The organism is Stutzerimonas stutzeri (genome assembly GCF_000590475.1).
GTDB classification, from domain to species: domain Bacteria; phylum Pseudomonadota; class Gammaproteobacteria; order Pseudomonadales; family Pseudomonadaceae; genus Stutzerimonas; species Stutzerimonas stutzeri_D.
The window spans coordinates 2,841,318-2,868,291 of record NZ_CP007441.1; the positions used below are offsets into that span (position 1 = coordinate 2,841,318).

The following is a 26,974-nucleotide window of genomic DNA, read 5'->3' on the forward strand; positions in this document are numbered from 1 at the left end:
GGCGCTGAAGCCTGAACGCATTGGTTGCACAGGCAACACCCGCCTGAAGCGAAAAGATTTCCTATTAGCCAGACCCGCGCAAGCGGATGAGAAGACCTAGAAATGGCCACTATCCACGTAGACGGCAAAGACTACGAAGTCGATGGGGCGGACAACCTGCTGCAGGCGTGTCTGTCGCTCGGCCTCGATGTCCCCTATTTCTGCTGGCACCCGGCGCTGGGCAGCGTCGGTGCCTGCCGCCAATGTGCGGTCAAGCAGTATTCCGATGAAAACGACACCCGGGGCCGGTTGGTCATGTCCTGCATGACCCCCGCCACCGACAACAGTTGGATTTCCATCCAGGACGAGGAAGCCAAGGCGTTCCGTGCCAGCGTCGTCGAATGGCTGATGATCAACCACCCGCACGACTGCCCCGTGTGTGAAGAAGGTGGTCACTGCCATCTGCAAGACATGACGGTGATGACCGGCCACAACCAACGCCGTTACCGCTTCTCCAAGCGCACCCACCAGAATCAGGAGCTCGGCCCCTTCATCGCCCACGAGATGAACCGCTGCATCGCCTGCTATCGCTGCGTGCGCTACTACAAGGACTATGCGGGCGGCACCGACCTGGGCGTATTCGGCGCCAACGACAACGTGTATTTCGGCCGTGTCGAAGACGGCGTGCTGGAAAGCGAGTTCTCCGGCAATCTCACCGAGGTCTGCCCAACCGGTGTGTTTACCGACAAGACTCACTCCGAGCGCTACAACCGCAAATGGGACATGCAGTTTGCGCCGAGCATCTGCCATGGCTGCGCGTCCGGATGCAACACCAGCCCCGGCGAACGCTACGGTGAGCTGCGTCGTATCGAGAACCGCTTCAACGGCGAAGTAAACCACTACTTTCTATGTGATCGCGGTCGTTTCGGCTACGGCTACGTCAACCGCTCCGACCGGCCCCGCCAGCCATTGCTGGGCGCGGATAAACTCGGCGTCGACGCTGCCCTCGACACGGCTGCCAGGCTGCTGGAAGGCAAACGCGTGATCGGTATCGGCTCGCCGCGCGCCAGTCTGGAGAGCAACCATGCGCTGCGCGAGCTGGTCGGTGCGGAGAACTTCTACAGCGGCATCGCCGCCGCTGAGCTGGAAAACATCCGGTTGATCCGCCAGTTGATGCAGAACGGCCCGCTGCCGGTGCCATCGATACGCGAGATCGAAAGCCACGATGCGGTGTTCATTCTCGGCGAAGACCTGACCCAGACGGCCGCGCGCATGGCGCTGGCCGTGCGTCAGGCCGCCAAGGGCAAGGCCACTGAAATCGCCGCCTCGATGAAAGTTCAGGATTGGCACATCGCGGCGGTGCAGAACGTCGCACAGGGCGCCCTGCATCCGGTATTCATCGCCAGCGTCGCCCAGACCCGCCTCGATGACATTGCCGAGCAGAGCGTACATGCCGCACCGGCCGATCTTGCCCGTCTTGGTTTCGCCGTGGCGCACGCCATCGATCCCAGCGCACCGGCTGTCCAGGGTCTGGAAGCCGAGGGCCGAGCACTGGCGCAACAGATCGCCGACGCGCTACTCGCCGCCAAGCGGCCCTTGCTGATCAGCGGCGCCTCGCTGGGCGAGAAGAGCCTGATCGAAGCGGCGGGCAACATCGCCCAGGCGCTGAAGAATCGTGAGAAGAACGCCTCGATCAGTCTCATCGTGCCGGAAGCCAACAGCCTCGGCGTCGCGCTGCTCGGCGGCGAGTCCGTGGACGCCGCGCTGGATGCCTTGATTGCAGGCAGTGCCGACGCGGTGATCGTGCTCGAGAACGATCTGTATCGCCGCGCCAGCCAGGCCAAGGTCGACGCCGCCCTTGCCGCGGCAAAAACCGTCATCGTCGCTGATCACCAGCAGACGGCGACCACGGCCAAGGCTCACCTCGTGCTGTCGGCCGCCAGCTTTGCCGAGGCTGATGGCACGCTGGTCAGCCAGGAGGGCCGCGCGCAGCGCTTCTTCCAAGTCTTTGAGCCCAGCTATTACGACAGCAAGATTCTGGTGCGCGAAGGCTGGCGCTGGATGCATGCGCTGCAATGCACGCTTCAGGGCAAGGTTGTGGACTGGACCAATCTGGATCAGGTGACCGCAGACTGCGCGGCAACCAACCCGCAACTGGCTAGCATCCTCCATGCCGCCCCGCTCGCCTCGTTCCGCATCAAGGGCCTGAAAATGGCACGCGAGCCGCTGCGCTACAGCGGACGCACCGCCATGCGCGCCAATATCAGCGTGCACGAGCCGCGTCAGCCGCAGGATCCGGACTCGCCGTTCGCTTATTCGATGGAAGGCTATTCCGGCAGCGCCGAGGACCGTCAACAGATCCCGTTCGCCTGGTCGCCGGGCTGGAACTCGCCGCAGGCCTGGAACAAGTTCCAGGATGAAGTGGGGGGTCACTTACGCGCTGGCGACCCGGGCGTTCGCCTGCTCGATGATGCACGCCAGGATCTGCACTGGAGCATTGCACCCGACGCATTCGCGCCTGCGCCCGGTACCTGGCAGGTAGTGCCAATTCATCATCTGTTCGGTAGCGAGGAAACCTCGTCTCTCGCCGCCCCGATCCAGAGCCGCATCCCGCAACCCTACGTCGCCCTGGCCGAAGCCGAAGCCAGCCGTGCAGGCGTGACCGAAGGCGAGCTACTGAGTCTGCATGTCGCAGATCAGCACCTGCGCTTGCCGGTCCGCATCGACGAATCGCTGGGCCTCGGTCTCGTAGGCCTACCGGTCGGTCTGGCTGGCGTTCCTGTGTTCGCCGGCAATCTCGCCACTGAACTGGGGGGCGCCCGATGAGTTGGCTGACTCCCGAGGTGATCGATGTGATTGTCGCTGTCGTCAAGGCGCTGGTGATCATGCTCGCAGTGGTGGTCTGCGGGGCGCTGCTGAGCTTCGTCGAGCGGCGCCTGCTGGGCTGGTGGCAGGACCGCTACGGTCCCAACCGCGTCGGGCCGTTCGGCATGTTCCAGATCGCCGCGGACATGCTGAAGATGTTCTTCAAGGAGGACTGGAATCCGCCGTTCTCCGATCGCCTGATTTTCACCCTGGCGCCGGTGGTGGCGATGAGTTCACTGCTGATCGCCTTCGCCATCGTGCCGATAACGCCGACCTGGGGCGTGGCGGATCTGAACATCGGTCTGCTGTTCTTCTTCGCCATGGCGGGCCTCACCGTCTATGCCGTGCTTTTCGCCGGCTGGGCGAGCAACAACAAGTTCGCCCTGCTCGGCGCCCTGCGTGCTTCGGCGCAAACGGTGTCCTACGAGGTGTTTCTGGGCCTGTCGTTGATGGGCATCGTCGCTCAGGTCGGCTCGTTCAACATGCGCGACATCGTCGAATACCAGCAGCAGCACCTCTGGTTCATCGTTCCGCAGTTCCTCGGCTTCTGCACATTCTTCATCGCCGGTGTCGCGGTCACCCACCGCCATCCCTTCGACCAGCCGGAAGCCGAGCAGGAACTGGCCGACGGTTACCACGTCGAGTACGCGGGCATGAAGTGGGGCATGTTCTTCGTCGGTGAATACATCGGCATCGTGACTATTTCGGCGCTGCTGACCACGCTGTTCTTCGGTGGCTGGCATGGCCCGTTTCTCGACACGTTGCCCTGGCTGTCGTTCTTCTGGTTCGCCATCAAAACCGGTTTTTTCATCATGCTGTTCGTGCTGCTGCGCGCCTCTCTGCCGCGCCCGCGCTACGACCAGGTGATGGCCTTCGGCTGGAAATTCTGCCTGCCGCTGACCCTGATCAACCTGCTGGTGACCGGCGCACTCGTGCTGGCCGCGGCCCAGTAAGGAGGAAACACCATGTTCAAATACATTGGCGCGGTGCTGCATGGCACCTACACCCAGCTACGCAGCCTGGTGATGATCTTCAGCCACGGCTTTCGCAAACGCGACACCCTGCAGTACCCGGAAGAAGCGGTCTACCTGCCGCCCCGCTATCGCGGTCGCATCGTGCTGACCCGTGACCCCGACGGTGAGGAACGCTGCGTGGCCTGCAACCTCTGTGCAGTGGCCTGCCCAGTGGGGTGCATCTCGTTGCAGAAGGCCGAAACCGACGAAGGCCGCTGGTACCCGGAGTTCTTCCGCATCAACTTCTCGCGCTGCATCTTCTGCGGCCTGTGCGAAGAAGCCTGCCCGACCAACGCGATCCAGCTCACCCCGGATTTCGAGATGGGCGAGTACAAGCGTCAGGACCTGGTGTACGAGAAAGAAGACCTGCTGATTTCCGGCCCTGGCAAATACCCCGACTACAACTTCTACCGCGTCTCCGGCCTGGCCATCGCCGGTAAGCCCAAGGGTGCCGCGCAGAACGAGGCGGAGCCGATCAACGTCAAGGGATTGTTGCCATGACGCCATCTCGATTCGCAGGTTTCCCGCACACCGGCTTCGCGCCAGATGCTCACCGGTCGAGGATGCGTTAATGGAATTCGCTTTCTACTTTTCCTCCGGCGTAGCCGTGGTCGCCACGCTGAGAGTCATAACCGGTAGCAATCCGGTGCACGCCCTGCTTTACCTGATCACCTCACTGCTGGCCGTGTCGATGTGCTTCTTCAGCCTGGGCGCGCCCTTTGCCGGCGCGCTGGAAGTCATCGTCTATGCCGGCGCCATCATGGTGCTCTTTGTCTTCGTGGTGATGATGCTCAATCTGGGGCGCAACACCGTCAGCCAGGAGCGCGGCTGGATGGCGCCTCGCGTGTGGCTCGGCCCCTCGCTGTTGGCAGCCATCCTGCTGGCGCAGCTGCTCTGGGCGCTGTTCTCAGCATCCGAATACGCGCCGGCCGGCCTCACCACCGTAGGCCCCAAAGAAGTCGGCATCGCCCTCTTCGGGCCTTACCTGTTGGCCGTCGAGCTGGCCTCCATGCTGCTGCTGGCGGCGCTGGTCGCCGCCTTCCACCTTGGCCGCCACGAGGCGAAGGAGTAACGCCATGCATTCGATTCCGATGGAACACGGTCTGGCCGTTGCCGCCGTGCTGTTCTGCCTGGGGCTGGTCGGCCTGATGGTACGGCGCAACATCCTGTTCATGCTGATGAGCTTGGAGGTGATGATGAACGCCACCGGCCTGGCGTTCGTCGTGGCCGGCAGCCGCTGGGAGCAGCCTGACGGGCAGATCATGTTCATCCTGGTGATCACACTGGCTGCCGCCGAGGCCGCCATTGGCCTGGCGATCCTGCTGCAGCTGTACCGCCGCTTCAACACCCTCGATGTCGATGCTGCAAGCGAGATGCACGGATGAGCCTACTATTCCTGACCTTCGTTTTTCCGCTGCTCGGCTACTTCCTGCTGGCCTTCTCGCGCGGCCGGATATCCGAAAATCTGGCCGCCGTGATCGGCGTTGGCTCGGTCGGCCTGTCTGCACTGATCGCTGCGCTGTGCATCTGGCAGTTCAACACCGCGCCGCCCGCCAATGGAGTGTTTACCCAGCACCTCTGGCAATGGCTGGACGTCGCGGGCTTCAGGGTCGCCTTCGGCCTGCACCTGGACGGCCTGTCGCTGACGATGCTTGGCGTAGTCACCGGGGTGGGTTTTCTCATCCACCTGTTCGCCAGTTGGTACATGCGTGGTGAAGAGGGTTACTCGCGCTTCTTCGCCTACACCAACCTGTTCATTTTCAGCATGCTGCTGCTGGTACTGGGTGACAACCTGCTGTTGCTGTACTTCGGCTGGGAAGGTGTGGGGCTGTGCTCGTATCTGTTGATCGGCTTCTACTTCAAGGAACGCAAGAACGGCAACGCGGCGCTCAAGGCCTTCATCGTCACCCGTGTCGGCGACGTGCTGATGGCCTTCGGTCTGTTCATCCTCTTCGTTCAGCTCGGTACGCTGGATATCCAGGAGCTGTTGGTGCTGGCGCCACAGAAGTTCGCCAGCGGCGATCTCTGGATTAGCTTGGCGACCTTGGCGCTGTTAGGCGGGGCGGTCGGCAAGTCGGCGCAACTGCCATTGCAAACCTGGCTGGCCGACGCCATGGCCGGTCCGACCCCGGTGTCCGCGCTGATCCACGCGGCGACCATGGTCACCGCGGGTGTCTACCTGATCGCCCGCACCCACAGCCTGTTCCTGCTCGCACCGGACGTGCACGAACTGGTCGGCATCGTCGGCGGCGTGACGCTGGTACTGGCTGGCTTCGCCGCGCTGGTGCAGACCGACATCAAGCGCATCCTTGCCTACTCGACCATGAGCCAGATCGGCTACATGTTTTTGGCTCTCGGTGTCGGTGCCTGGGATGCGGCGATTTTTCACCTGATGACCCACGCGTTCTTCAAAGCCCTGCTGTTTCTCGCCTCCGGCGCGGTAATCCACGCCTGCCATCACGAGCAGAACATTTTCAAGATGGGCGGCCTATGGAGGAAACTGCCGCTGGCCTACGCGAGCTTCATCGTTGGCGGCTCGGCCCTGGCGGCGCTGCCGTTGATCACCGCCGGTTTCTATTCCAAGGACGAGATTCTCTGGGAAGCCTTCGCCAGCGGTCACAGCGGTTTGCTTTACGCCGGCTTGGCGGGTGCCTTCCTGACCTCGCTGTACACCTTCCGGCTGATCTTCATCGCCTTCCACGGCGAAGCGAAGGTCGAGGCCCATGCCGGGCGAGGTATTGCTCACAGCGTGCCGCTGATGGTCCTGATCCTGTTGTCGACGTTTGTCGGCGCATTGATCGCGCCGCCGCTGGTGGGTGTCCTGCCGGAAAGCGTCGGGCATGCCGGCGGTGAAGCCAAGCACCAACTGGAGATCGCGTCGGGCGCCATCGCCCTGGCCGGCATCCTGCTCGCCGCCATGCTGTTCCTCGGCAAGCGAGGCCTGGTCACCGTAATAGCCCAGAGCGCGCCGGGACGATTCCTGATTGGCTGGTGGTACGCCGCCTGGGGTTTCGACTGGCTCTACGACAAGCTCTTCGTGCAGCCGTATCTGTGGCTCTGCCGATTGCTCGCCCGTGATCCTGTCGATGCCACCATCGGCCTGATCCCGCGTACAGCGCGTGGCAGCCATGCACTATTGAGCCGCAGCCAAACCGGCCAGTTGCGCTGGTACGCCCTGTCCATCGTTGGCGGAGCCGTGCTGTTGCTCGGCGTCGTTCTGCTCTGAATTTGCGCAAGGACTCGAACCCGTGATTCTGCCCTGGTTAATCCTGATCCCCTTCATCGGCGGCCTGCTCTGCTGGCTCGTCGAACATTTCGACAAAAGCATGCCGCGATGGATCGCCCTGCTCACCATGGCATTGCTGCTCGCGATCGGCCTCTGGCTGTGGGCGACCGGCGATTACCAGCTGGCCCCTGCCCCTGGCGCCGAGGCTAACTGGGCGCTGCAGTTCAAGCACGTCTGGATCGAGCGCTTCGGCATCAATCTGCACCTTGCGCTCGATGGCCTGTCGCTGCTGATGATCATTCTGACCGGCCTTCTCGGCGTGCTCTCGGTGCTTTGTTCCTGGAAAGAGATCCAGCGTCACGTCGGATTTTTCCACCTCAATCTGATGTGGATTCTCGGCGGAGTCGTCGGGGTTTTCCTCGCCCTCGACCTGTTCCTTTTCTTCTTTTTCTGGGAAATGATGCTGGTGCCGATGTATTTCCTCATCGCACTCTGGGGCCATAGCGCCGAAGGCAAGCGTTCGCGGATCAATGCGGCGACCAAATTCTTCATCTACACCCAGGCCAGCGGTTTGATCATGCTGGTGGCGATCCTTGGCCTGGTTCTGGTCAATTACCACAACACCGGCACCCTGACCTTCGACTATGAGCTGCTGCTCAAGGCCGACCTGGCGCCGGGCACCGAGTACCTGCTGATGCTGGGTTTCTTCATCGCCTTTGCAGTGAAGTTTCCCATCGTGCCGCTGCATTCGTGGCTACCCGATGCACACGCTCAGGCACCGACAGCGGGCTCAGTCGACCTGGCCGGCATCCTGCTGAAAACGGCCGCCTACGGCATGATCCGCTTTGCCCTCCCCCTGTTTCCAGAAGCCTCGATGGACTTCGCACCGATCGCCATGGGCCTGGGCTTGCTCGGCATTTTCTACGGCGCGCTGCTGTCGTTCGGACAAAATGACATCAAGCGACTGATCGCCTATTCCAGCGTCTCCCACATGGGCTTCGTGCTGATCGGGATCTACTCGGGCAGCCAGCTCGCATTGCAGGGTGCCGTGGTGCTGATGATCGCCCATGGGATTTCGGCTGCAGCGCTGTTCATCCTCAGCGGTCAGCTCTATGAACGCCTGCATACCCGGGACATGCGCGAAATGGGCGGCCTCTGGTCGCGCCTGCCGTGGCTTCCTCCACTGAGCCTGTTCTTCGCTGCCGCCTCACTGGGCCTGCCGGGCACCGGCAACTTTATCGGCGAGTTCGTGGTGCTGTTCGGCGCCTTTGCCGATTCGCCCTGGGTCGTGGTGATCGCTACGTTCGGCCTGGTGCTCTCGTCGGTTTACTCGTTGGCGATGATCCACCGGGCCTACTTCGGTCCGTCTCGTGGCGAAGGGCTGCTACAGGGCCTGGATGGGCGCGAAGTGTCCATGGTGCTGGTCCTGGCGCTGCTGCTGGTCCTGCTGGGTGTGTTCCCACAGCACGTGTTCGACACCTCGCACGCCACCATCAGCGGCGTGCAGCAATGGCTTGATGCCGCTTTCTCCCCAACCGTTTCGGCCCGGTAGTAACTGCTATGCAATTGACTCAGCAATACATCATCGCCTTGCTACCTCTGCTGATTACCGGTGCCACTGCCATCGCGGTCATGCTGACGATTGCCTGGCGGCGTCATTACGGGCTCACCTTCGTCGTTACCTCCGCAGGCCTGACGCTTGCGCTGCTTTCGATAGTGCCAGCCCTGCAGGTGGCCCCACTGAACGTAACGCCAATGCTGCGGCTGGATGCCTTTGCCTATTTCTATACGGCTCTCGTGCTGGTGGCGACCCTGGCCTGCGTGACGCTGGCGCATGCCTACCTCGGCGAAGCCAATTCGGAAGGCTTTCCGGGTAATCGCGAAGAGCTCTTCCTGCTGATGTCGTTGTCGGCTGCGGGCGGATTGGTGCTGGTCAGTACTCAGCACCTGGCTGGGCTCTTCATCGGTCTGGAGTTGCTCTCGGTACCGGTCTACGGGTTGGTTGCCTATGCCTTCTTCAACAAGCGCTCGCTGGAAGCCGGTATCAAGTACATGGTGCTTTCCGGTGCCGGCAGCGCCTTCATGCTGTTCGGCACGGCGCTGCTCTATGCCGAATCAGGCAGTCTCGATTTCACCAGCATCGGTACCAGCCTGGCGGCACAAGGCTCGTCCATGCTGGTACAGGCCGGTATCGGCATGTTGTTGGTCGGCCTGTGCTTCAAGCTTTCGCTCGCGCCCTTTCATCTGTGGACACCCGATGTCTATGAAGGCGCGCCGGCACCAGTCGCGGCCTTTCTGGCGACCGCCAGCAAGGTTGCGGTGTTCGCGGTACTGCTGCGCCTGTATCAGTTGTCGCCCGCCACCAGCGGTGGCTGGCTGAACGATGCGCTGAGCCTGATCGCCATCGCTTCGATCCTGATGGGCAACCTGTTGGCGCTGAACCAGAGCAATCTCAAGCGCCTGCTGGGTTATTCATCGATTGCCCACTTCGGCTATCTGCTGGTCGCGTTTATCGCCAGCAAGGGTTTGGCCGTCGAGGCCATCGGGGTCTACCTGGTCACCTATCTGCTCACCACCCTCGGTGCGTTCGGCGTGGTCAGCCTGATGTCGAGCCCTTACAAAGGGCGCGATGCGGACGCGCTGTATGAGTACCGCGGCCTATTCTGGCGGCGACCTTACCTCACGGCGGTGCTTACCGTGATGATGCTGTCACTCGCCGGGATTCCACTGACGGCGGGCTTCGTTGGCAAGTTCTACGTAATCGCATCCGGGGTCGAGTCACAGCTATGGTGGCTGCTGGGCGCGCTGATCATCGGCAGCGCCGTGGGCCTGTTCTACTACCTGCGGGTCGTGGTGACGCTGTATCTGGTCGAGCCGGGCATCCGTCGTCACGATGCTCCTTCGAACTGGGGGCAGCGTGCCGGCGGCATCATGCTATTGGCGATTGCCGTGCTGGCCTTTTTCCTCGGCGTCTACCCACAGCCGCTGCTGGAACTGGTTCAGCAAGCGGGGCTCGCGGCTGTATAGGTTGAACATGACCTGGCGGCCAGAGGTGATGGATGGGTTGTTCTAGGCGGCATTTGCGCAACCGGTGAGGTCGTGATGCGACGATAGGCGCTCATCCATTTCCAGAGCCACACAATGACAGCTCATGGACCTTACGACTGCAAACTGACCAGCCAGACCATCACCATCGAAACTGCACGGCCCGTTGCTGTTTCTGCATTGGGCTCTGAGCTCGTCTCGATAGAGATGGAGATAGCCCGCGCGCCCGAAGACTCATGTCCTCATCGATTTGATGCGCGATGCATCGCACAAGTGGCCCGCGATGCGAAAGGAAGCGCTAAAACACGAGGCGCCTCTAGCCCTACCAAGTGCCAAACAGCGCGCAAAGCCGTGCCAAATAGCTCGCGCTTAAGGACCCTGTGCTGCCTACAAAAAAAACCGCGACCCTGAGGTCGCGGTTTTTTTCGCTATGAGCGCATCACGCCTTTTGCCGCAGCTTCTCCGGCTTGATCAGGAAGCGTGCCAGCGCCGGCAGCAACCAGATCGCGCCGACCATGTTCCAGAGGAACATGAACGTTAGCATCAGGCCCATATCGGCCTGGAACTTGATTGCCGAGAAGACCCACGTGAACACGCCGATCGCCAGGCAGATGCCGGTGAAGATCACAGCCTTACCGGTAGATTTCAGGGTCTGGTAGTAGGCTTCCTGCAGCGTCATACCCTGGCGCAGGTAGGACTCCAGACGGCTATAGATGTAAATGCCGTAGTCGACACCGATACCCACACCCAAGGCGATCACCGGCAGCGTCGCCACCTTCACGCCGATTCCCATGAACGCCATCAAGGCGTTGCCGAGGATCGAGGTCAGCACCAGCGGCAGAATCACGCAGAGCGTCGCCGCGACGGAGCGGAAGGTCAGCAAGCACATGAAACTCACCGCGGCATACACCGCAATCAGCATGGTGGTTTCGGACGCAGCGATGACCTCGTTGGTGGCCGCTTCGATACCGGCGTTACCGGCGGCAAGGACGAATTCCAACCCTTCGCGATTGTTTTCCTCGGCAAATTCGCGCGCCGCAGATACCACGTGCTCCAACGTCTCGGCCTTGTGATCGTTGAGGAACACCAACACCGGCGCCAGCGAACAGTCACTGTTGTACATGCCTTCAGCACGGGCAATGGAGCTGTTGAGGACGAACTGGTTACGCGACAGCGTTTCCCACTTCAGGCTGCCCTCGTTCATGCCCTTGATGCTCTGCCGCGCCACGGTGACCATCGAAACCGCCGATTGCACGCCTTCAGTGTTTTCCATCTTCCACATCAGCTCGTCCATGGCGGCGAGCGTGTCGTAGTGGGCACAACCTTCAGGTGCGGTCTTGACCATCACCACCAGCACGTCGGAACTGGTGGAGTAGTTGCGGATCACGAAATTGTTGTCGAGGTTGTAGCGCGAGTCCGGATGCAGCTCCGGGGCGCCCTGATCGAGGTCGCCGATCTTCAGGTTCTGGCCGTACCAGAGGCCGCCACCGACCGCCAGCAACGCGATGACGATGGAAATCGGTGCAACCACCGGATTGGCGAAGTTCGACAGCAAGCGCCAGAACGGATGGTTGCGAGCCGCTTCTTCGCGGGCCTGCTTGACCGCGCGACGGCTGATGCCCATGTAGGAGATCGCCACCGGAAGCAGGATCAGGTTGGTCAGGATGATCACCGCCACGCCCAGCGATGCGCCGATCGCCAGCTCGCGAATCACCCCGATATCGATCAGCAGGAGCGTAACGAAGCCAACCGCGTCAGATGCCAGCGCCACCATGCCGGGTATGAACAACTGGCGGAACGCCATGCGCGCGGCCGACAGCGGGTCATCGGTTTCGCCGGATGCCATGGCGATGCCGTTGATCTTCTGCACACCGTGGGAAATACCGATCGCAAAGACCAGGAACGGCACCAGCATCGAATAGGGATCCAGGCCGAAACCGAGCGTGTGCAGCAGGCCCAGCTGCCAGATCACCGCGATCAGCGTGGTGATCACCACTGCGACGGTGCTTTTGAAGCAGCGGGTGAACCACAGCAGCAGCGCCAGGGTGATGCCGATGGCGACGAAGAAGAACAACGCGACACCGACCAGACCATCTATCAGATCGCCAACCTTCTTGGCGAAGCCGATGATGTGGATTTCGACGTTCGGATTTTGCGCCTCGTACTTGTCGCGAATCTTCTCTTCCAGCTCGTGGGAGAACTTCTGGTAGTCGAGCTTGATCAGCTTGCTGCGGTCATCCGGGTCCGAATAGGACTCCATCAACGGCACATCGATGATGCTGGACTTGAAGTCGTTCGCCACCAGGCGGCCGATCTGGCCGGATTTGAGGATGTTACTGCGCAGATCGCCGAGGCTCTGTGGCGACCCGTCATAGGTCTGTGGAATCACCTCACCGCCGGCAAAGCCCTGCTCCGTCACCTCGGTCCAACGGATGCTCGGGCTCCACAGCGACTTCATGTTGGAGCGGTCGACACCCTGGATGTAGAACACTTCGTCATGGATCTGACGCAGCGTTTCCATGTACTCCTTGGAAAAGATGTCGCCATCCTTGGCCGCGACGGAAATCCGCACCGTGTTGCCCAGGTTGGCCAGGTCATCGCGATGCTGCAGCATGTTCTGAATGTAGGGATGCCCCAGTGGGATCATCTTTTCGAAACTGGTCGAAGGACGAACCTGGGCAGCCTGGTAGAACAGGAACACGCTGACCAACAGGCAGATGAGGATCACTGCCGGTCGATTGTTGAAGATCAGGCGCTCGAGAAAAGAGGCCGGTTTCTGTTGATGCTTGGTCATGGTGGCTCCGGCTTATTGTTGTTTTACGGGCAGGTTCGCGCCGCTCGGCGAAACGACCCTGACGCCGCTCTGTCCGACGAGGACCAGGTTGCCGTCCGGGTTGGCGACCACGCCTGACAGCGAGCGTCGATCCGGCCGACTGAACAGTTTGAAACTCTGCCCTTTGTCCTCGCTGCTGAGCACGGTACCGCCGTGGCCTACCACCACGATGCGCCCGTCGGGCAGCAGATTGCCGTCCGCGAGTCCTGACTCGATCGGCTCGCCCCCGTCGAGCAACTCGATCGGCTGCCAGCTGTCACCGAAATCGGTGGAGCGGAACAGGTGTCCACGCAGCCCGAATGCCACCACCACGCCGGGCTCACCGCCACCGACAACGCCGAAGAAGGAACCCTGGTATGGCGATTCGACGCGCTCCCAGGTCTCGCCCAGGTCAGGGGAACGGAACATGCCGCCCATTTCGCCGACGATGAACAGGCCGGAGCCGGGGATTTCTGCAATGGCGTTGAGGTGAGTGCCGTCCTCGTTATCGAGGCGGTCGGCGACGTCTTCCCAATTCTGGCCACCGTCGATGGTTTCCAGCAGCACGCCGTATGCGCCGGTCGCGAAGCCGTGTTGCGGGTTTTCGAACCAGACGTCGAGCAGCGGCACCTCGCCGTCGCGGTTTTCATACTGCCGCGTCCAGGTCCCGCCACCATCATTGGTCGCCAGAATCAACGCGTCATGACCGACCGCCCAGCCATGTTTGTCATCAGCGAAATACACGGCAGTGAGCAGTTGACGAGTGGGCACCTTGGCCTGCGACCAGGTGATGCCGCCGTCATCGGAATAAAGGATGTGCCCCCGATCCCCTGCCGCGACCAGACGCGAGCCGGCATAGGCAATGTCAAGAAGAAGTGAGGATGCGGCTTTTTGCGATTCGATCGCATAGCGAGTGCCGGGCTCCGTAGCGCTTTGCGCTTGAGCCGGTGCCGCAATCAGAACCAGAGTTGAGAGCACACTGCAGAGCGAGAGTGTTCTTGCCAGCGACGAGCTGAATATCGGCTTGCGAAGCGTTTGTGCCGCACGGCCGAACTGGGTGCGCCACATGACGGGCTCACTCATACATACCCCCTTTATTCTTATTAGGTAAGGCCTGAGTTGATATCAAGCTGGGCCATGCTATAGGGCTTTCGAAAGCGGCGGCAATTGTCTGGACGTTATGTTTTGTTAAGCCGGGCTGATTGATGTTGCCCGATAGGCACGCCTTATGGCACGGGGGGTTCGCCGCGCGATGCGTTCCGCTTCGAAGAAGCCGATTCGGGTCTCGAAAACGAAAATCCCGCGGCGATGCGCGGGATTTCGTTTCGGGCTATCTCGTCGGCCCGGCTCAGGCGGTCAGGGCGTCAAGCAAGGCTCTTGCTGACCACCTCATAGACATCGCTGGACAGCTCGCCCGAGGCCAGAATCCGCTCCAACTCGGCCTTCATCAGTGCTTGGCGGCTGGCGTCGTACTTGCGCCAGCGGGTCAGCGGCGCCAGCAGGCGCGAGGCGATCTGCGGGTTGAGCGTGTTCAGCACGATGACTTGATCGGCCAAGAAGTGGTAGCCGGCACCGTCCTCCCGATGAAAATTGACCAGGTTCTGGTTGGCGAAAGCTCCGATCAATGCGCGAACCTTGTTCGGGTTCTTCAGCGTGAACGCCGGATGCTGCATCAGACGTTGAACACGCTCCAACCCTCCCGGCTGGGTATTGCCGGCCTGCACGCTGAACCACTGATCCATTACCAGCGGGTTGTCCTTGAAGTGTTCGGCAAAGGCTTCGAGTGCCTTGTCGCGCTCGGCCGTGAAATCAGAATTGACCAGCACCGCGAGTGCGGTCAGGCGCTCGGTCATGTTGTCCGCTTGCTCGAACTGTTCGACGCAGGCGGCTACGACTTCAGATTTGCCGCTGAGCATCAGATACGACAGGGCAATGTTCTGCAGGGCACGACGGGCAAAGTGACTGGCTTCGGCAACGTAAGATGTCTGCCGGGACAATTCGCGGTTGGCCTGGTAGCGCTTCCAGAGCAGATCGAACAGCGCCGTGGCGATGCCTTGACGAGCGAAATCGCGCGCCGCGTGAATGGCATCGACGTCCGCCACTTCGCTGATCTCGGTAAGGTAGGCCTCGCTCGGCAGCGAGAGCATTTCGGCGACCATCGCCGGATCCAGGCGTTCGTCCTCCAGCAGGCTACGCAGCGCCTCGACCAGACGCTGATCCAGCTGCAGCGCCTCGCCGCGCTGATGCTGGCCGATCATTTCCTGCAGCACCTGCACCGACAACTGCTGCCCCGCCTCCCAGCGGTTGAAGCCATCGGAGTCATGCTGCATCAGGAACATCAACTGATCGCGGCTGTACGGAAACTCAAGCTTCACCGGCGCGGAGAAACCGCGCAGCAACGAGGGCAGCGGCTGCTCGGAAACGTCGACGAAGGTGAACGTCTGCTCCGCCTGGTCGACCGCCAGCACGCGGGAAGTACCGGCGGGCGCTTGCTCGCCTTGCAGGCGCAATGCGATCTCGTTGCCCTGGCCGTCCAGCAGGCCCAGCGAAACCGGGATCACGAATGGCAGCTTTTCGCTCTGCCCCGGCGTTGCTGGGCAGCTCTGGCGGAAGGTCAGGCTGTAGGTCTTGGCGGTTGCATCGTATTGCTCGCTGACGGCGAGGCGCGGTGTGCCCGCCTGGCTGTACCAGCGCTTGAACTGGGTCAGGTCGGCGCCGTTGGCGTCTTCCATGGCTTTGACGAAATCGTCGACGGTCACGGCCTGGCCGTCATGCCGTTCGAAATACAGGTCGCTGCCCTTGCGAAAGCCCTCCTCGCCCAACAGCGTCTGGATCATCCGCACCACTTCAGCGCCTTTCTCGTAGACGGTCAGGGTGTAGAAGTTGGAAATCTCGATGAAGGATTCCGGGCGCACCGAGTGGGCCATAGGGCCGGCATCCTCGGCGAACTGATGGGTCCGTAGGTAGGACACATCCTCGACGCGCTTGACCGTCGGCGAGTTCATGTCAGCGCTGAACTGCGAGTCGCGGAAGACGGTGAAGCCTTCCTTCAGCGACAGCTGGAACCAGTCGCGACAGGTGACGCGGTTGCCCGACCAGTTATGGAAGTATTCGTGGGCAACGATCGCTTCGACCCGCTGATGCGCGGCATCGGTAGCGGTTTCGGCGCGCGCCAGCACGGCGCTGGAGTTGAAGATATTGAGGCCCTTGTTCTCCATCGCACCCATGTTGAAGTCGTTGACCGCGACGATCATGAAGATGTCCAGGTCGTACTCGCGACCGTAGGCCTCTTCGTCCCACTTCATCGACTTCTTCAAGCTGTCCATGGCGTGCTGGCATTTGTCGATATTCTCCGGCTCGACATAGATGCGCAGCGCCACGTTGCGGCCGCTCATGGTGGTGAAGCTGTCCTCGACGCACCAGAGGTCCCCGGCCACCAGCGCGAACAGGTAAGCGGGCTTCTTGAATGGATCTTCCCAAGTCACCCAGTGACGCCCGTCATTCTCTTCACCGCTGGCGAGCGGGTTGCCGTTGGATAGCAGAATCGGATAGGCCTGCTTCTGCGCGCTGACCGTGGTGGTGAACTTGCTCATCACGTCCGGGCGGTCGAGGTAGTAGGTAATCTTGCGGAAACCCTCGGCCTCGCACTGGGTGCAGAACATGCTGCCGGATTTGTAGAGGCCCTCCAGCGCAGTATTGCTCTCTGGGTGAATCACCACCGTGCTGTCGAGAGTGAAGCTCGCCACACCGGGCTGCAGGGTCAGACACTCCCCAGCCACCTCGTAGTCGCCTAGACCGAGTTGACGATCATTGATCGACAATGACAGCAGTTCCAGATCCTGGCCATGCAGCTCGAGCCGGGGCAGTCCATTACCGGCGTCCGGGTTGCGCCGCATCACCAGTTGCGCATGGACCAGAGTGCGGTCCTCGTAGAGCTCGAAGGTCAGATGGGTTTCATCGATCAGGTACTCAGGCGCCTGGTAATCCTTGAGATGAATGACTTTCGGTTGTTCGGTGCGCATCGGGAAGGCCTCTTCGAGGCAGCTTCAAGCGGCGGGCTTCAAGCTGCGAGTGAATAGTTCATTCGGTGGATCGATGAAGCTGATCCACCTACAAGCATGGGTTTATGGCGTGCTGCTTGCGGCTACCTGGTAAGCGGTGAACTTACGGATGTTGATCACGCCTGTGTCGAGGATCAGATATTGACCCTTGATGCCGCGCAGGGTGCCTTCTACGACGGGGGTCTTTTCCAAGTCTAGACTGACTATCTTGGTGGGATAGGCCTCGACGGGGTAGCGGATTTCAAGCACCTCGGCATCCGTCATTGGCTGAATCGCTTGCAGACCATAGCGCTGCTGTAGGTCTCGCAGGCCATCGGCACAGGCATCGAAGATCTGCTCGCGCATTTCGATCAGATTGATGGGTTCGGCATCACTCTTGAGCAGCGCACGCCAATTGGTGCGGTCGGCCACCTGGCTGCGCAACAGGTCTTCAACCATGCCCGATTGCTGCCGGGTAGCGACGCGCATGATCGGCAGCGCCTGGCTCGCACCCTGGTCGAGCCAGCGCGTCGGCAACTGAGTGGCGCGGGTGATGCCCACCTTGATGCCCGACGAGTTAGCCAGGTACACCACGTGGTCGGTCATGCAGAAGTCCATGCCCCACTGCGGGTCGCGGCAAGTGCCGAAATCGTGGTGGCATTTTTCCGGGCTCATGATGCAGATGTCGCACTGCGGCAGCTTCTTGAAGCAGGGATAGCAGTAACCCTGGCTGAAGCTCTTGTTGGTCTTGCGACCGCAGTGGCTGCAATGAATGGCGCCGAGGTATTCCAGACGCAGGGTCTTGCCGATCAGTGGATTGACCGGCACCCGCTGTTCATCGAGGCGGAAGGAGTACTGCGCCGGCGCACCCAGCTGAATCGACATCTTGCTCAGGGCGCCGCGTCCGAGTTCAAGCATCAGTGTCGGGTCCCGGAAGCCGGGGCGAACAGACTGGTGTCGATCGGCGCCTTGTTCTTGCTCTTGGAGGCGCATTCCTGGCCACCCATGTAACCGGTGCGCTCTTCTTCCGGCAGATTCTGGGCTTCCCAGGCGATCATCGCGCCGAGGCAGGTTTCCTTCTGCTCGGGCGTCAGCTTGCGCCCGTCGCTCCACTTGCCCAGTTCGACGGCGGTTTTGAGGCTTTCATAAATTTCGGGGGTGATGTTTTCGATGGCTTCGATAAAGGACGACATGGCCGGCTCCCGGAGAACAAGCGATCATTCTACCGAGCGCCATCGCTTTAGGGAAAACCCGATCCGCCTTTCAATTGCGCCGGCCCGCCACCCTGCGACGCGATAGCAGCCCGCCAAGGATACCGGTCAGGCAGCCGGCGGCGAGCCCCCCGACATGCGCCGCGTTGGCGATTGCCAGCGCGCCGAAACTGAGCACATCGACCACGCCGCTCAGGCATATGACCAGCCAGATCAGCATCAGCACCACGACGCCGGGTGGCAGCCGGTAGGCCTCGTCCGGCGATAGCTTCTGAAACAGCCAGCAATGCCCCAGCAATCCGTAGAGCACACCAGAGAGTCCGCCGAAGATACCGGGCCCGCCGAAAATATATTGCGACAGGTTGGAGACAACACCGAACAGCAGGGTCAACCCCAACAGCATCAAGGCACCCTGGCGATATTCGATGCGCCGGCCGAGCTCCCAATACCACATGGAGTTCATCGCCAGATGAAGAAAGCCGAAGTGCACGAAAATCGGCGTGATCAGCCGCCACCATTGGCCTTCGGTCAGGGTCTGTTCGAGGGTCGCGAAATAGGCGTATTCGCCGTCGATGCGAAAATCGCTGAAGCTGAACCAGCGGATGGTGTCGTAATTCTCGCCCAGCATGGTGATGGCCGCGGCGATCATCGTCAGCAGTAGTACCGTCGCTGTCAGCGGGCTACGCCTTAGGCTGGCGAGAAACCCACCCCCTTGCCGCGGCGGCTGCTCGGCGACGACCGCTCCGTCCCCTTGCGGATAGCGCTCATAGAGCTCACGGACCTGCTCAGCCGTATCAACCGGCACCCTCAGCACCTGCTCGCCCGCTTCCTCGGAGACCCGGCAGGGCACCTGCAGACGCCGCAACAACGCGATGAAGCCGCTCAGGTCTTCTGACAACGGCAGACGCAACGCCTCTACAACGACCATCTAGCGCTCCACATTCACCCAGACGAACTTCGCCGGGTCGAGTCGGGTTTCCTGGTCGAGCCGGTAGGCCACCAGCTTGCCGTATTTCACCGCACTGTAATCCAGGCACGCCAGGTTATGACGGATGGGAGCGGGTTCGCCGCTACGCCAGTAATGCCCGACGAACAACAATGGCTCGTCGGGACCGTAAAGGAACAGGCGACTCTTCTGGCTCTCGCTGAGTGGCAGGCGCGCCGCCTTCTCCGGCAAGCCGTCAGGCTGAAACACGATATCGCCGTAGGTCTTGGGATCCTCTTCCCAGAACTTGGTGCGAAAGAAGCTGCGGGTAAAGCCCTCGGCACTGGTCAGGGTCAGACCTTCCGGCAGCGGCATGTCGGTGCCACGCAGCAGACGATCCAGCGCCTTGGCGGCAAATCCATCGGCGAAGGCCGCGTCACGCAGAAACTCGGGGTCGACCCGCCCTTGCTGCAAACGCTGGCGCAACTGGTCGATCACCGCGTTATCCCAGCAAGCGTGAACCACGCGGAAGCGCTCGCATTGCAGGAATAGCGGCAGCTCCATGAGCCATTCGCGAAACGCCTGCCACTCGTCGGGGTAATCCTCGAACTGCTGGAACGTCTGTTGCAACAGCATTTCATAGCGCGGCGTGTGTTCACGAACGAAGCGCTTGCCGCTCTCCGGCGGCGCTGGCGTGTACCACCCCAGCGCGTTGAATTCGTGATTGCCCATGATGCAGTGGGCCTGCCCCGCTTCAACCATGTCGTGCACCAGGTGCAATGCCTCGCGGATCCGCGGGCCGCGGTCGATGATGTCGCCAAGGAAAATCACCCGCCGCCGTGGGTGCTGCCAGATGCCACCATGCTGGCTATAGCCGAGCTGCTCGAGCAGACGGGCCAGGGTATGGGCGCAACCGTGCACGTCCCCAATGAGGTCGTAGCTGCGCTCCGGATCGACGATCACTATTCCCCTCCACCAAGGCGACTGCCCCAGCCAAGCTTGGTACGGCAGACCTCGTAGTAGTTGTGGTCAAGCGGATGGATGAGGTGCAGTTTCTGCGGTTTCTTGCGCACGGTGACGGTATCGCCTGGCGCACAGGTGAAATGGTTCTGGCCGTCGCACGAGACTTGCGGGTAGATCTGCATGTTCGGTGAGACCACAATTTTCAGCTCGCTGTTGCCATCTACCACAATTGGTCGGCTGGACAAGGTGTGCGGATACATCGGCACGATGACGATGGCATCCAGACGCGGATGCATGATCGGCCCGCCGGCGGACAGCGAGTAGGCCGTAGAGCCCGTCGGGGTGGCCACGATCAGCCCATCGGCCTTCTGGCTGCAGACGAACTGGCCATCGATGTAAAGCTCGAACTCGATCATCCGGGTCGATTTTCCCGGATGTAGCACCACATCATTGAGCGCGTCCCCCTCTCCGATGGACTCTTCGAAGCGCCGCACCTGTGCCTCGAGCAGAAAGCGGTTCTCTAGGGTGTACTGCCCACTGAGCACTTCGGCGACCTTCTCTTCCAGGTCGTCGGGTCGAATATCGGTGAGGAAACCCAGGCTGCCACGGTTGATTCCGAGCACCGGAACACGGTGCCTGGCCATCGCCCGCGCGGCACCGAGCAGGCTGCCGTCCCCCCCGACCACGATGACTAGATCACAGGACTCGCCCAGCCTCTGCCGCGACGAGGTTTGCATGCCATGGCCCGGCAGCACCTCGGCAATGTTCTCCTCGAGAATGACGTGCAGATGGCGCTCTACGAGGAACCGCTTCAGCCGGCGAATGGTATCCAGCACCTGAGAACTGCCCAGGCGGCCGATGATGCCGATATTGCGGAACTGATCCATTGAAGCTCCCTGATAGGCGTGGCTGGTAACAGGCGGGCATGCATCGGGGCGCAGGCCGGCCGAAGCGTAACAGGCACTAGATTGGTGTCGCGCGAGCACGACTGAGTTCAACGCTGCGCGCTACGCGGAATCCCGTTGCGACGCGGCGCAGGGATTATGGGCGAAAGCTCGAAGTGGCAGCAAACCATCCCGGCTATGCTTGTTGCATGAGCCCGTCCTATCTCGCTGAACTGATGCCCCGATTGCTGCACCCTCAGGTGCGTGATCTCGCGTGGGTGCTGATGTCGCCGCCGCTGTTGAGCGATACGCCAGCACCCCAGCGTCATCCGCTCGCAGCCAGTCACTGGGCCTCTCACCCCGACGAACTCGCCGACTGGCTGCTATCGCACGACAGCCAGCCAAGCGTGCTCGAGGCGTGGCTGGCACAACACAGCATCCGCCGGCTGGGCCTGTATTACGAGCGCCTCTGGCAATTCGCGCTGGGCCAGGCGCCGGACGTCGAGCTGCTGGTGGCCAATCTTCCGATTCGCCAGGCAGGTCATACGCTGGGTGAACTGGACCTGATCCTGCACGATGCAGAAGGTGTGCACCACATAGAGCTAGCGGTGAAATTCTACCTGGGCCTGGAAACCGGTGATCGCCGTCGGCACGATCACTGGCTTGGGCCCGGCAGCCATGACCGGCTGGACATCAAACTGCAACGGCTCTGCCAGCATCAGTTGAAGCTCTCGTCGAGCCCACCTGCCAAGGCGCTCCTCGCCGAGTTGACCTGCGGTGAAATCGACAGCGCCCTCTGGCTCGGCGGTTACCTTTTCCAGCCTGGAACGTCCGGTTGCGAGCCGCCTACCGGAGCCCATCCGCTGCATCTCGGTGGGCATTGGCTGCGGCAATGCGATTGGGTGAACTCGACCGCCGAGGGCGCGACGCGCTGGCAGCCGCTGCACCGTCAGGCCTGGTTGGCACCGGCGCAGTTGGATGGCGGGCAGCCTTGGCCAGCTGCGGAGGTCGAGCGCTGGATAGCCGAAGTCAACGGCAAACAGGCAAGGCTCATGGCACGCCTCGAGATGGATACGGTTGGCCGCTGGGCCGAGCGCGAGCGCCTGTTCGTGGTACCCGATAGTTGGCCGGGATGAATGACGCGGCGGTTACCGCAAACTGTCATCTGTCTATCGCATACTGCCAGGTCACCCGACGTTGGCACGCCAACAACAGAAACTTCATTCATGTCCGTTACCTCTGACCACCGACCGCATTCGACCGCCTGGGCGATATTTCTGGTGTTCCTGCGCCTGGGGCTGACCTCGTTTGGCGGTCCGGTCGCCCATCTTGGCTATTTCCGGGAAGAGTTCGTCCATCGCCGCCACTGGCTGGACGAGGCGCGGTATGCGGATCTGGTTGCGCTCTGCCAGTTCCTACCCGGGCCGGCCAGCAGTCAGGTCGGAATCGCCATCGGCCTGTTGCGTGGCGGTTACCGCGGCTCGCTAGCCGCCTGGACCGGTTTTACCCTGCCTTCGGCGATCGCGCTGACGCTGTTTGCCCTTGGCCTCGCCAGCTGGGGCGACGCCGTTTCGGATGGATTCCTGCACGGTCTGAAAATCGTCGCGGTAGCGGTCGTGGCCCAGGCCGTATGGGGGATGGCGAAAAATCTGTGTACCACTGGGGCGCGGCTAACCCTCGCGCTGTTGGCGGCCTGCGCGGTACTGGTCCTGCCCAATGCATGGGCGCAGCTTGGGGTCATCGTACTGGCCGGCGTGGTTGGGTGGTCGATGTTTCGCCCGGCGATAAAGGCCTCTCCGGCTCCACTACAATCTTATGCGGGACGCTCGACCGCCAGCCTGTTTCTACTGCTGTTCTTCGCCCTGCTGATTGTGCTGCCCGCGCTGGCCGCCGCCTCGGCCAGTCAGTGGCCGGCATTGCTCGATACCTTCTATCGAACCGGCGCGCTGGTCTTTGGCGGAGGTCATGTAATGCTGCCGCTGCTGCAGGCCGAGGTCGTGCCCAACGGCTGGGTCAGCAATGATATTTTCCTTGCCGGCTATGGCGCTGCCCAGGCGGTACCGGGGCCGCTGTTCACCTTTTCCGCCTTTCTCGGCGGGTCGATGAACGAGGGCGGCACCCGTTTGCTAAGCGCAGGTTTATGCCTCGTCGCGGTATTCATTCCTTCGTTTCTTCTGGTGTTCGGCGTAATTCCATTCTGGGACCGGCTGCGAACCAACCATCATGTGCAGGCGGCGCTAGCTGGGGTGAGTGCCGCGGTGGTCGGTCTGTTACTGGCGGCGCTGTACGATCCGGTCTGGACCAATGCGATATTCGGGCCTGGCGATTTTGCGCTGGCGTTGGTCGCCTTGGTCGCCTTGATGGCCTGGAAGTTGCCCCCCTGGCTGGTGGTGCTGGCCGGCGGCATCGCTGGCTGGGCGATTGCCGCATTGCTCTAACGGCCGTCAGCACCAACTGCCTAGCCGCTACGCTCGGTGCGCCCACCCGAGCGCGCCAGATAACCACTGCCCTGTTCGCACATCAAGGCTGCGTAATCCTCCGCCGACAGAGCATCGAGCCCGCCACGCAGCGGATAAGCGATATAGCCCAGCTGGGTCAGCAAAAAGACTGCACTGGCGCTACGCTTGCCGCTGTCGCAATAGCACAGGTAGACCCGGTCCTGCTTCAGCAGGCGCGTTTTCAGGCGCAGCAGATGCAGCGGCATATTCAGCGCCTGCGGCGCATGGCCACGCTGGTACTCGTCCAGCAGCCGGACATCCAGCCATTGCGCGCCTTGAGCGATCAGTTCGTTCGCCTGTGCCAGCCCCAGCTCGGCTACCACCGGAGCCTTCAGCAGCGCAATGAAATCCTGCCGTGCCAGACGCAGCACACAGGCGTCTTCGAGCAACGTCACAGTGGCGTTGCGCGGGCTCTCGGTCAGCAAGGCTTCTTCACCGAAACAGGCACCGACGCCCAACTCCGCCACCACCTGCTCATCCCTACCAAAGCCGATCATCACTTCCGCGCGTCCGCTTTTGAGGAAATAACAGCAGTCCCCGACATCGCCTTCACGCAGCAGCACATGGCCAGCAGACAGCTCGACTGAATCGAGCTTGCCCAGCATGTTCCGTACGTTCTCCGCCGGCACTTTGGCGAACAGAGGGTTATCCAGCAGCTCCTCGAGCCAATCGGTCAGCTCGCCAGCTGTCGCCAGTTGAAGAAGCAGATCGGAATGGCTCTGGCGCCAGGCCAACAAACGATCCAACTGTGCGCTATCGAATACCAGCACGCTGGAGTCTTCCAGCGCCTGCACCTGCAGCAGTCGGCTGCCGGCACTGAACACATGGCAACTTTCCGGGGAGCCAGCGAACATTCGCCGAGCCACGCCGTCCGGGCCTTGCATGGACAGCGAACCGGTCAACAGGAAATAGCTCGACCCGACCTCGGACTTGTCATCGAACAGCCATTCGGTAGCGAGCAGCGGGCGCGGAATCAACTGGTCGCGCAGTGACTGCAGCTGACGAGGCGAGAGCGCGTTAAGCGGTGTCAGACGGCGTACCTGATCGGGGAGTAGCGGCTTGTTCATCCATGGTTTCCAAGTACGAAGGGTCAGCGCAGCAGTTCGTCCAGCTGTGCCTGGGCATCGCGCCGACCCTGCAGGCCACCGGTGTGCACGAAGATGAGCCGCGTGCCGGGCGCAAAATAACCGCGCTCCACGTAAAGGCGCAATGCCATCATCGCCTTAGCCGTATAAACCGGCTCCAGCGGTAGCCCGGTCGCACGCTCGGTTTCGACCATGAAGCGCGCCAGCGCCTCGTCGAATTGGCCGAAACCACCGCGACTCGCATCGATCAGCTGATAGTTTGCGCAGGTGAGACCGGCCTCGCCCAGCAGCCGTCCGACCTCTTGCGCGACGCCATGAGACGGCGGCCCCGCCATCGCTCCATGCACCCGACGGTTACCCTGCCCCGCCTCTCCAATCACCAACCCGGCCAGCGTCGTACCGGTGCCAGCAGCCAACCACCAACCGTCGTAGTCGTTCCAGCCAAGCGCGGCAAGCTGCTCCCGTACGCGGAGCACCAAAGGTGAGCAGCCCAGAGCACCGGCCAGCCCGCCACCACCTTCAGGTATGCAGTGATAGTTCGGGTAACGCTGGCGCCAGGCGTCGAAGAAGTTCGGCTGATGCCGCGCGCGGTAGCCTGCGTAACCCAGCCAGTGCAACTGCATGCCGAAGCCCTGCAGATCCTCCGCAGTCGCGGTTCTCTGGGGATGACCACGTACCAGGCCGACGCTTGCCAGCCCGAAGCGCTTCGCCGAGGCCGCCAGCGCATGAAGATGATTGGAATGCGGACCACCAAGGCTGATCAGTCCAGGCGCACCGGCCGCCTGCGCCGCGTGCAGGTGATGGACGAGTTTGAACCACTTGTTTCCAGACAATTCGGGATCAATCAAATCCAGACGTAGCACGGCGAGCTGTACGTTCGCTTGCTGCAACCAAGGCAAATCGACGGGCTGCAACGGCACAAGAGATGCCTCTGGAGAAAGCGTTGAAAATGCGGGCACGTGCATTCAGCTACCCGTGCGTAGCCGGTCCTGCGAACGATGTCTGGCACAGCAATTGGACTGCCCAACGAGGAAACGCCCCGGCGACTCCACCTTGTCCAATGGCATATTGCAACGCTCTCCGCTGGACAGCGTGGCGATGCAGGTTGGCTGCTGGTAATGCTGAACCCACTGACCGTACTGCTCCTCCGAGACTGCGCATTTGGCCGCTGCATATGCGAGCGGGTTTTGCTGATAGCCCGCCATGTCCGCCAGTGGAATAGTCAGGTGACCGGCGCCGGGATGATAAGCCATGAACGCCATGCCAAGCGCTGACAGACGTTCAAGCGTGCGCTCACCACTCTGTTCGACGAGGGCATCACGCTGCTTCTGGAGCTGCTCGATTTCTTCCTGCAGCTGGCTATCCAGTTCGTTGCGGTAGGCCAACTCGACGTCGCGGATGGAAACCTGCTCCTTGTACTCGGCCACGGCTGCTGCGACTTGCCGCTGTAGCTCGTCATCGAATTCCGCGCGGGCGGCCTGCGCTTCAGTGCGGCTGTTTTGTTCCAGCGCACGCAACTGTCGGCTCATCTCCTCACGCGTTTTCTGAAAACCCTCGGCCTGCTCTTTGATCTGAGAGCGCAATTCCGCGGCGAGCTGTTCCTTCTGCCCCAACTCCTGACGCAACTGGGCAAGCTCGTCCTGAAGCTTGGCCTGCTGCTGCGCGGCCAGCTCGCGCAGTCTGGTGATGTCTGCCTCGCGCTGCTGCTCAAGATTGGCGATGCGCAAACGCTGTTGTTTGATCAGTTGCGCGGCCTTGAGTCGCTGTTCCTGTTCCAGCTTTTCAGCTCGCCGGGTGGCGGTTTGCTTGGCGGAATCGGCCGCATACCACGTGTCTTCGGCGACCATCTGCAGCCGCCCGGCCGGTACCGACTGAGGCAGTTCTTCCTCGACCAGCAGACCGAGCTGGTTGCGCTTGACTCGATCGCGCAGCATGACCAAGTGGTTCTTGCTCTGGGTCAGTTCCGGATCCCAGAGGTGCATCTGGTACCAGGACACGGGGCACTGACTGCGGCAGGCCAGGCGAATGGGACCCGCGCCTAGATCGGGCCCGCGCCCGGTACGTTCGGCCAGATTGCGCAACGGAATGTTCCAGCCATTGTCAGCCGAACCGTCTTCGTTGAAATCGAGATAAAAGAACACCGCCGCGCGGATCTGCAAGCGGGTGTTGATCAGTACATAGGCGACGCGCATCTGCTGATCGGCGAACTCGGGCATGCTCACGACGCCATCGAGCATCGCCTCGAATTCCGGATAGAGCATTTCCTTGCAGACGCCGTCATCGTTGAAGAACAGCACGGCTTCGACCGTCTGCGGTTTGATCTGCATGCTCGCACCCTCAACGGCTTGATCGACCAGCGAAAATTCCGAGACAGCAATCGCACCGACGCCGCCATCCCATGGTTGGCGCAAGTTTAGGGGAAAAATCG

Annotated in this window: 21 protein-coding genes; 10 read left to right on the top strand and 11 right to left on the bottom strand. The window is 61.6% G+C overall.

The window, feature by feature from the left end; translation table 11 throughout:
- Positions 1–102 precede the first annotated feature (102 nt).
- From nuoG to nuoN, 8 genes are all read left to right on the top strand, one after another.
- Complete coding sequence (gene nuoG / locus CH92_RS12965) at positions 103–2,805, top strand: NADH-quinone oxidoreductase subunit NuoG (protein ID WP_025242196.1); 2,703 nt, start codon at positions 103–105, stop codon at positions 2,803–2,805.
- On the top strand, positions 2,802–3,797 hold the full coding sequence (gene nuoH / locus CH92_RS12970) for an NADH-quinone oxidoreductase subunit NuoH (RefSeq protein ID WP_025242197.1): 996 nt from the start codon (positions 2,802–2,804) through the stop codon (positions 3,795–3,797). The genes nuoG and nuoH overlap by 4 nt, the downstream gene beginning before the upstream one ends.
- Positions 3,798–3,809: 12 nt before the next feature.
- Complete coding sequence (nuoI, locus tag CH92_RS12975) at positions 3,810–4,358, top strand: NADH-quinone oxidoreductase subunit NuoI (RefSeq protein ID WP_025242198.1); 549 nt, start codon at positions 3,810–3,812, stop codon at positions 4,356–4,358.
- A gap of 70 nt (positions 4,359–4,428) precedes the next feature.
- Positions 4,429–4,929 carry an NADH-quinone oxidoreductase subunit J gene (nuoJ, locus tag CH92_RS12980; RefSeq protein ID WP_025242199.1) on the top strand — a complete coding sequence of 167 codons (501 nt, stop codon included), beginning with the start codon at positions 4,429–4,431 and terminating at the stop codon, positions 4,927–4,929.
- 4 nt (positions 4,930–4,933) lie between these two features.
- Complete coding sequence (nuoK, locus tag CH92_RS12985) at positions 4,934–5,242, top strand: NADH-quinone oxidoreductase subunit NuoK (RefSeq protein ID WP_025242200.1); 309 nt, start codon at positions 4,934–4,936, stop codon at positions 5,240–5,242.
- A complete protein-coding gene (gene nuoL / locus CH92_RS12990; RefSeq protein WP_025242201.1) occupies positions 5,239–7,083 on the top strand; it encodes an NADH-quinone oxidoreductase subunit L in 1,845 nt (614 codons plus the stop codon). Before nuoK ends, nuoL begins: the two co-directional genes overlap by 4 nt.
- 22 nt (positions 7,084–7,105) lie before the next feature.
- The gene (gene nuoM, locus CH92_RS12995) at positions 7,106–8,635 is read left to right on the top strand and encodes an NADH-quinone oxidoreductase subunit M (protein WP_025242202.1); all 1,530 of its coding nucleotides are present in this window, start codon (positions 7,106–7,108) and stop codon (positions 8,633–8,635) included.
- A gap of 8 nt (positions 8,636–8,643) precedes the next feature.
- Complete coding sequence (nuoN, locus tag CH92_RS13000; RefSeq protein WP_025242203.1) at positions 8,644–10,110, top strand: NADH-quinone oxidoreductase subunit NuoN; 1,467 nt, start codon at positions 8,644–8,646, stop codon at positions 10,108–10,110.
- Positions 10,111–10,567: 457 nt separating this feature from the next.
- Here the strand turns inward: nuoN and CH92_RS13005 are convergent, their stop codons facing one another.
- The 8 genes from CH92_RS13005 to CH92_RS13040 form a co-directional block, all read right to left on the bottom strand.
- Positions 10,568–12,922: an efflux RND transporter permease subunit gene (locus CH92_RS13005; RefSeq protein ID WP_025242204.1), complete on the bottom strand. Its 2,355-nt coding sequence runs from the start codon at positions 12,920–12,922 to the stop codon at positions 10,568–10,570.
- 12 nt (positions 12,923–12,934) lie between these two features.
- Positions 12,935–14,023, bottom strand: coding sequence for a YCF48-related protein (locus CH92_RS13010; protein WP_025242205.1), 1,089 nt, complete (start codon positions 14,021–14,023; stop codon positions 12,935–12,937).
- 281 nt (positions 14,024–14,304) lie between these two features.
- On the bottom strand, positions 14,305–16,962 hold the full coding sequence (gene pepN, locus CH92_RS13015) for an aminopeptidase N (protein WP_025242206.1): 2,658 nt from the start codon (positions 16,960–16,962) through the stop codon (positions 14,305–14,307).
- A 102-nt stretch (positions 16,963–17,064) separates the two neighbouring features.
- Positions 17,065–17,898: a DUF2797 domain-containing protein gene (locus CH92_RS13020; protein ID WP_025242207.1), complete on the bottom strand. Its 834-nt coding sequence runs from the start codon at positions 17,896–17,898 to the stop codon at positions 17,065–17,067.
- The gene (locus tag CH92_RS13025) at positions 17,898–18,173 is read right to left on the bottom strand and encodes a YeaC family protein (protein WP_025242208.1); all 276 of its coding nucleotides are present in this window, start codon (positions 18,171–18,173) and stop codon (positions 17,898–17,900) included. Before CH92_RS13025 ends, CH92_RS13020 begins: the two co-directional genes overlap by 1 nt.
- Before the next feature lie 70 nt (positions 18,174–18,243).
- Entirely contained in the window at positions 18,244–19,119 is an 876-nt protein-coding gene (locus CH92_RS13030; RefSeq protein WP_025242209.1) for a rhomboid family intramembrane serine protease, read from the bottom strand.
- Positions 19,120–20,079, bottom strand: coding sequence for a metallophosphoesterase (locus tag CH92_RS13035; RefSeq protein WP_025242210.1), 960 nt, complete (start codon positions 20,077–20,079; stop codon positions 19,120–19,122).
- Positions 20,079–20,966 carry an NAD(+) kinase gene (locus CH92_RS13040; protein ID WP_025242211.1) on the bottom strand — a complete coding sequence of 296 codons (888 nt, stop codon included), beginning with the start codon at positions 20,964–20,966 and terminating at the stop codon, positions 20,079–20,081. Before CH92_RS13040 ends, CH92_RS13035 begins: the two co-directional genes overlap by 1 nt.
- A 206-nt stretch (positions 20,967–21,172) precedes the next feature.
- Between CH92_RS13040 and CH92_RS13045 the strand changes: the two genes are divergently transcribed.
- Both CH92_RS13045 and chrA read left to right on the top strand, forming a co-directional pair.
- Positions 21,173–22,099: a DUF1853 family protein gene (locus tag CH92_RS13045; RefSeq protein WP_025242212.1), complete on the top strand. Its 927-nt coding sequence runs from the start codon at positions 21,173–21,175 to the stop codon at positions 22,097–22,099.
- A gap of 90 nt (positions 22,100–22,189) precedes the next feature.
- The gene (gene chrA, locus CH92_RS13050; protein ID WP_025242213.1) at positions 22,190–23,401 is read left to right on the top strand and encodes a chromate efflux transporter; all 1,212 of its coding nucleotides are present in this window, start codon (positions 22,190–22,192) and stop codon (positions 23,399–23,401) included.
- Positions 23,402–23,421: 20 nt separating this feature from the next.
- On the opposite strand, the gene CH92_RS13055 is transcribed toward chrA, so the two are convergent.
- Genes CH92_RS13055 through CH92_RS13065 form a run of 3 tightly spaced genes read right to left on the bottom strand, consistent with a single transcriptional unit; the run spans position 23,422 to position 26,873 of the window.
- A complete protein-coding gene (locus tag CH92_RS13055) occupies positions 23,422–24,528 on the bottom strand; it encodes a cyclic nucleotide-binding domain-containing protein (RefSeq protein WP_025242214.1) in 1,107 nt (368 codons plus the stop codon).
- A 23-nt stretch (positions 24,529–24,551) separates the two neighbouring features.
- Positions 24,552–25,511: a 1-aminocyclopropane-1-carboxylate deaminase/D-cysteine desulfhydrase gene (locus CH92_RS13060; protein ID WP_038623008.1), complete on the bottom strand. Its 960-nt coding sequence runs from the start codon at positions 25,509–25,511 to the stop codon at positions 24,552–24,554.
- On the bottom strand, positions 25,512–26,873 hold the full coding sequence (locus CH92_RS13065) for a chromosome partitioning protein ParA (RefSeq protein ID WP_025242216.1): 1,362 nt from the start codon (positions 26,871–26,873) through the stop codon (positions 25,512–25,514).
- Between the last annotated feature and the right edge of the window lie 101 nt (positions 26,874–26,974).